This window comes from Thermomicrobium sp., assembly GCF_053493975.1.
Map to the genome: position 1 here is coordinate 1 of NZ_JBRBZA010000021.1, position 6,710 is coordinate 6,710.

Genomic DNA, 6,710 nt, shown 5'->3' on the forward strand with positions numbered 1-6,710 from the left:
TCACGCTCGGTCGCCAACTGGTCGCGCTCACCGGTGAGGGACTGCACTTGCGCCTGGAAATCGCGGTTGGCCTGGGAGAGTGCAGTCACCTGCTCGGCGAGAGCACGCTCGCGGGCGTGGCGGCGATCGAGCTCGACGGACGCCAGCGTCCCACCGGCGACGAGGGCGAGCAGCAGGAGACCGCTCAGGATACCGAGCAAGGTGACGGTGCGGTTCCGGCCGGGCATCGGCGCACTCGCCGACGCGGCGGAGGAGCGAGACATCACGGACTCAGGCTGTGGGCTCGGCTGAGCTGGCGGCGAGTCAGGCCCAAGCTGTCCCGTCGGCTCGGGCGGCGCGGGCAGCGAACCATCGGCGCTGACGGCGGAATCACTAGCTGCTTTGCCCGCGGTGAGGGGAAGCGTGGCCGTGTCCGGCGTGGGCACCGGTCGAGGCACGGGTCGACCACAGGCTGGACAGAAGCGTGCCTCAGCTGGTACGGGAGCCTGGCAAGCGTCGCAACGCATCAGTGACCTTCCTCCCCGACGAAGACGATCGGCGCAGACTCCGCTCCAGCGCGGAGCTGATCCTCGTAGCGCTCCAAGGCAGCAGCGAAGACTCGCAGGCCAGCTGCGATATCGTCGCGACCTTGCCAGAGGAGCACCGGATCGCGGGTCTCGAGCGCGCGACGGATCCGGCCGGCACCGCGCTCGACCAGCTCGAGTCCAACCATCAGTTCGGAATGGAACGCCGAGAGCGTCGGCGGTGGTGTGGCTTCGCGCATGGCTCGGGCGCAGTCCTGGAGGAAGATCAAGCGGCGCTCGATGTCCGCGCGCCAACCGGGCGAATCGAAAGCAGGATTCTGGAGCAGGGCCGCGAGCGGCTGGAGTCCTGCGGTGAGCGGGAAGACGGTCGGGATGATGGCGTCGTAGTAGGGGAGCTCCTCCGGCCGGGTCGTATCCCAGGTGACCGGCTGCTCACCGAGCTGGCCGTAGCGCCATTGGTAGTAATGGAGTCCCACGTTGCCCGCCTCGACCCGCCAGCCGGGTGGATTGTCCGGCGTGTAGGTGAGGACGCGGCGCTCGAAGACCTGGACGAGGACGCGTTTGGGGACACCGCCGACGCGAACGGTCGTCCAATAGGCCTCGGTGAGCGGGAAGCCGGTAGCGTAGAACGGATTCTCGAAGAGGCGATCCTCCCGGAAGGCGCCGTCGCTGTACACCGTACCGCGCGCGTTCATGAAGTCCCAGAAGACGCTGGCCACCGTATGATTCGTTTCCCGTACCAGGACAGCAGCGGTCACCCCGTAGCGGGCGAGCGCTTGGTCGGCCCCGACGGTGCCGTTGCGGTCGACGGTCTGGATGACGGTCATACCGACCGGTAGGGGCTGGTACCCCATGAGCGGCTGGAAGCTGGCATAGGTCGGGGCGTTCGGATCGTCGAGGTCGCCAGCGACCGGGACGCGGGCTGCGGGAACTCGGGCGAACCGGTTGTGACCGAGTTGGACCTGACCGGTGATCAGCTCCTTGGCCAACAGCCCATTGGTCACGTACCAGGGATTGACCGGGTCGGCACCGATATCGGTGATCTCCATGCGCGTCTTGTCGAAGTACTGGACCATGCGGACCCCGAGGACGTCCCTCTCGAAGTCGGTCGCTTCGTCGTACTCCTCGACCAGTACGTGGGTGATGGGAGCCGGGCCCCACATCCAGGTGCGGGCCGCACGTCCTTCGGCGACCGGGCGATCGGCCCGCGCCCAGGTACGCCAGAACGCGACGCTGAGACCGGGTCGCTGGGCGCCCGCAGGGAGCGCGGGAGCGAGCAGCGTCGCGAGCAGCGCGAGCAGCAGAGTCGTGACGAACCAGCGTGAACGCATCGTCCTCCCCTCTCGGACCAGTCGACCACTCGTGACCAGGATCGTCGAGCGACGGGAACACAGGGGTTCCCGTCCTGCAGGAACGGGCACGGAGTGCGATACTGCGGTGCAGAAAGGAGGTCGGCGATGGAGGATCTCGTCCAGCGATGCGATCGCTATCTGGCGGACCACGAAGCGGAGCACCTGCAGGCACTCGGCGATCTGTTGCGGATCCCGAGCGTGAGTGCCTTGCCGCAATATCAGGCCGATGTCGAGCGCGCGGCTACCTGGGTAGCGGACCGCCTGCGGGCGATCGGTGTACCGGAGGTGCGCCTGCTCGCGACGGAGCGCAACCCGATCGTCTTCGGCCATTGGCCGGTCGACCCCTCGCTGCCCACCGTGCTCGTGTACGGACACTACGACGTGCAGCCGCCCGATCCCCTCGAACTCTGGGAGACGCCACCCTTCGAGCCGACGCTGCGCGACGGTCGCTTGTATGCCCGCGGCGCCTCGGACGACAAGGGGAATCTCTTCGCCGCGCTCTGCGGGATCGAGGCTCTGGTCCGTATTATCGGCAGACCCCCGGTCAATCTCAAGTTCTTCCTCGAGGGGGAAGAAGAGATCGGATCGCCGAGCATGGCAGCGGCGATTCGGCAGTATCGCGAGCTTTTGGCGTGCGACGTGGTGATTTCGGCCGATGGGGGAATGTACGGACACGACCAGCCGTCGTTGACGCTCTCCTCCAAAGGGATCTGCGCGTGCCAGGTCGACCTGCGCACGGCCGCGACCGACATGCACTCGGGCCAGTACGGGGCGGTGATCGCCAACGCCGTCCAGACGCTGGCGCAGCTGGCCGCGACGTTCCACACACCGGAGGGACGAGTGGCGATCGCCGGTTTCTACGACAAGGTACGGGAACTGACGCCGGAGGAGCGGGCCGAAATCGCCGCCGTCCCGTTCGATCCGGACGAGTTCCTGGCCAACGTGGGCGCGAAGGCGTTCTGGGGCGAGCCGGGCTACACGCCGCTGGAGCGGGCGTGGGCACGACCGACGCTCGACCTCAACGGGTTCTGGGGCGGCTTCCAGGGTGAGGGGATCAAGACGGTCACGCCGTGCGAGGCGCATCTCAAGGTCACCTGCCGGCTGGTGCCGGACCAGGATCCGGAAGAGATCCTCGAGCTGATCGAGCGGCACGTGCAGGCGCACTGTCCACCCTGGGCAGACGTGCGCGTGACGCGCTTCCCGGGGTCAGCCCGTCCGTTCGCGATCCGGCGCGATCATCCAGCGCTGGCAGCCGCGCGCGCGGTACTGCGCGAGCTGTACGGCAAGGAGCCGCTGATGACCCGCGTCGGCGGGACGATTCCTGTCGCCGAAGTGTTCCAGCGCGAACTCGGGGCCGATATGCTCTTCTTCGCCTGGGGGATGCCGGACAACCGCGTCCACGCGCCGAACGAGTCGTACCGGCTGGAGGACTTCCGGACGATGGCGCGCGGCTACGTGCGCCTGCTCCCGCGCCTGGCGACCGTCATGTCCCGGGCCTGATCCGTCGCTAGGAGCCGGTGCGCTGCGCCAGGTGGGCGACCGGATACGACAGCGGGACGAGCGGAGCCCTCGAGCGCGGGAGGAGACCAAGCGCCGAGCCGCTCGGCAGCGCTGTCAGCCGACAGCGAGCGCGGATCACCACCGTCGATGGGCGCTCTCGGTGCGGACGCTTCGAAGGGTACCGCGTGCTGTTCGGCACGGTCCTCCGGTCAGCGAGGCCGGACGGTAAACAGGCATCAGCGGCACGGCCGCAGCAGTCAGCCTGGTCGCGCGACCGACGAAGCGAGACGAGGGCGTCGCCCATCGTTCGCGAGGGCACAGGTGTCTCGTGGGCCATGACGCCGCGTTGCCTGGAGAGACACGATCGCGGCCGAGCCTGCCGCCGCCCCGATGCGCTCAGACTGGCGAGGCGACGGAGGAGCACAACGGAGGGCGCGAGAGCTGGACTGCACCGAGCGGGTGGAGACGGCTCATCGACCAGTACCCGCGTGCGGCTGACGGCGCAGCGCGCGAGCAGCGGCTTTCCTCGGGAATGAAGAACGACGACCGGTGGAGCACAGCGAGCGGCCGGTCCGTTCGCTGCCGCGAAGCGAAGGTCGGCCAGCGACGAGCGGAGCTCGCGAGGCGACTCGGGTCAGGGAGCGCGCTCGACGGCAGAAGCGATCGCTGGAGATTGGATGGTCGGAGAGCGCTCGGATCAGGGTGGGGTCAGTCGAGCGGTCCGTCAGGGCTGCGCGCCAGCCGTTCGCTCCTCGACAGGTCGTTCGAAGGCTCGTGTACTGGTTTCCGCAGCCGTGCCGGCAGCGCGGATCGCTTGGGTAGGAGTCGACTCATGGCCACGATGTATCCGCAGTTCCCGCGCTACTGCAGCTTCCAAAGCGATGCGGAGCGTCTGGTTTACAGCGCCCTGGCTCACCAGCTGCCTGATGCGTGCCTCGTTCTCTTCGCGGTCCGATTGTTGGTGCGCGACGGGTCGGACGAGATCGATGCGGAAGCCGACTTCATCATCGTGGAGCCGCAGTGCGGTGTGCTGGTGTTGGAAGTCAAGGGAGGGGGGATCCGGCGGGACGCACGCACCGGGCAATGGTATTCGCTGGACCGGCGCGGGGACGAGCATCCGATCGGGAACCCGATCGAGCAAGCGCGGCGGACTCGTTACGCATTGGCCCGGAAACTGAAGGAAGGCCCTCGGACGAAGCTGTTCGACTATCCGATCCGGCATGCGGTGATCTTTCCCGATGTGACACTTCGACAGCAGTGGCTGGGTCCTGACGTCGAACCGGACATCGTGCTCGACGACCGCTCGCTGACCGGGCTGCATGGGGCGATTCGCCGAGCCTTGGGCGGACCGCGACCGGAGGGTCCCTTGGCTCCGGCCGCGATCCAGGCCTTGGTGGATGCACTGAGCCCGACGATCGAGGTGCGGAAACCGCGGCTCGGGCGACTCGTTCAGGAGGCAGAAGAGGAGATCGTTCAACTCACCGAGCGACAATTCGCCGTGCTCCGCTTGTTGGAGCGGCACCGCCGAGCGCGGATCGTCGGGCCGGCAGGATCGGGAAAGACGATGCTGGCCATCGAGAAGGCGCGGCAGTTGGCGCTGCAGGGGAACCGCGTCCTGCTGACCTGCTTCAACCGCAATCTGAGCAGGTGGATGCGTCGCACTTTGACGGACGCGCTGAAGACAACCGAGCTGTTCGAGGGTGACCGACCGCTTCTCGTCGTGACTCACTTCCACGGGTTCGTGCGGGAGCTTTGCGAGCGAACCGGCACGCCGTTTCAACCGCCAGCAGGTGATCCCCGAGAGGTGGAGCGCTTCTGGAAAGAGCAGGCACCACAGATCTTGATCGACTCTCTAGAGCAACTGCCTGAGCTCCGCTTCGATGCCATCATCGTCGACGAGGGGCAAGATTTCCTGACGGATTGGTGGATCGCGTTGCTCGAGGCGATGGCGGACCAGGAGCAAGGCCTCCTCTACATTTTCTATGACGATAACCAGACGCTCTACACGGACTCCCGGCAGCTCGAGTTTCCGATCGTCGAGGAACCCTATGTCCTTGCCGAGGTCTTCCGCAACACGAGGCCGATTTTCGAGCGCTTTCGCCCCTTTTATCGTGGAAGCATCGAGCCTGTCTTCCGCGGTCCTGATGGCCCAGAGGTCGAAGAAGTGCCCGTCACGGCGCAGAGCCTGCTGCAGACACTCTCCAACCGGCTGCGGCGACTGTTGGAGGAAGAAGGAATCGAGCCCCGCGATGTCGTGATCCTGACACCGCGGAGCCGAGAGCGCAGTGCTCTGCGGGACAAGACGTGGATCGCGGGGCGCTGGCAACTGACGTGGGAGACGGACGATCGCGAGCAGGCGAACCATCGCGTGCGCGTCTCGAGCATCCATGCGTTCAAGGGGTTGGAATCGCCGGTCGTGATCCTGGCCGAGGTAGATGACCTGGCACGTCAGCGGGTCGACGAACTCTCGTACGTCGCGCTTTCACGCGCCCGCTCGCACCTGATCGTCCTCGGGCAGCTTCCTGTCGAACTCGACTTCTGACGGGTCGACCGGGGCTCCTGCATCCACCCACACCTGATCGCCCTCGGAAAGCTACCGAGTGCGCCCGACATCACCCGCCAGTAGCGACACCGAGACCCTGCACCGCGTGTCGGGCGAAATGAAACCCGCCGGAGGCAGAAATGGGTCGTCTGCGGCATGTTCGATCGGTCGTGGCTTCTCGGCGAAGCAGCTTTGGCCCGAGCGCGCCTCCAGACGAGTCGTCGCGTTCGGTCGGTGGTGGCGAGGGAGGAGAAGGGAGTCTCCGCGATCACCGCCACAGGTTGCCGCGCGAAGGTGACCGGGAGCGATGTCGATGGTGCCTGGCCGAGGCGCAGTACTGGCGCGATGGCGCCAGTTCGAGCGCGCGCCGACCCCGCAGCGGATCTCCAGGCCGGAAGGGCGGGCGCATCCCGCGCGACTGACCAAGATGCCACCGCACGATGATAACAGAGATCAGGAACGAGCCCACTGGCATTCGGTCCACGACACGGCGAACATTACCTGCATCTCGAGAGACGGCCATCTGAGCACCGATTTCCCCTGGGATAGAACACGTCATCGTCGCTCGATGTTCTCCGGTCAGTCCGAATGCGACGGGCACCTGATCACGAGCGACGGGGTCTAGTACACTTACCGGTTAGTTGCGCGAGGCCGGTTTTTCCCGGCACCAGGAAGGACGCCTGCCACACATGGCCATCGACCACCTCCTCGAGCAGCTGCTCGACCGTATCCGCCACGACCCCGACCTGCGCCGCCAGCTGGCCCAGCTCCTCTTCGGTCGCGAACTCGCCC

The 6,710-nt window shown here is 66.6% G+C and carries 3 protein-coding genes and 2 pseudogenes; 2 read left to right on the forward strand and 3 right to left on the reverse strand.

The annotated features are described in order from the left end of the window. The 3 genes and pseudogenes from ACWIVK_RS04450 to ACWIVK_RS04460 all read right to left on the reverse strand — a co-directional run. Positions 1–227 (reverse strand): annotated as a pseudogene (locus ACWIVK_RS04450) (hypothetical protein); the annotation flags it as partial. Between the two features lie 213 nt (positions 228–440). Continuing rightward, a pseudogene (locus ACWIVK_RS04455) lies at positions 441–506 on the reverse strand (zinc-ribbon domain-containing protein); the annotation flags it as partial. Continuing rightward, a complete protein-coding gene (locus tag ACWIVK_RS04460) occupies positions 506–1,855 on the reverse strand; it encodes a peptidase domain-containing protein (RefSeq protein ID WP_448575375.1) in 1,350 nt (449 codons plus the stop codon). The pseudogene ACWIVK_RS04455 and the gene ACWIVK_RS04460, both read right to left, overlap by 1 nt. Before the next feature lie 126 nt (positions 1,856–1,981). Between ACWIVK_RS04460 and ACWIVK_RS04465 the strand changes: the two genes are divergently transcribed. Both ACWIVK_RS04465 and ACWIVK_RS04470 read left to right on the forward strand, forming a co-directional pair. Continuing rightward, a complete protein-coding gene (locus ACWIVK_RS04465) occupies positions 1,982–3,376 on the forward strand; it encodes a dipeptidase (protein ID WP_448575376.1) in 1,395 nt (464 codons plus the stop codon). Positions 3,377–4,208: 832 nt separating this feature from the next. Continuing rightward, entirely contained in the window at positions 4,209–5,918 is a 1,710-nt protein-coding gene (locus ACWIVK_RS04470) for an NERD domain-containing protein (RefSeq protein WP_448575377.1), read from the forward strand. Positions 5,919–6,710 lie beyond the last annotated feature (792 nt).

Coding starts and splice junctions, on each gene's coding strand:
- ACWIVK_RS04460 (WP_448575375.1), bottom strand. CDS start 1,855: ATGCGTTCACGCTGGTTCGTCACGACTCTGCTGCTCGCGCTGCTCGCG.
- ACWIVK_RS04465 (WP_448575376.1), top strand. CDS start 1,982: ATGGAGGATCTCGTCCAGCGATGCGATCGCTATCTGGCGGACCACGAA.
- ACWIVK_RS04470 (WP_448575377.1), top strand. CDS start 4,209: ATGGCCACGATGTATCCGCAGTTCCCGCGCTACTGCAGCTTCCAAAGC.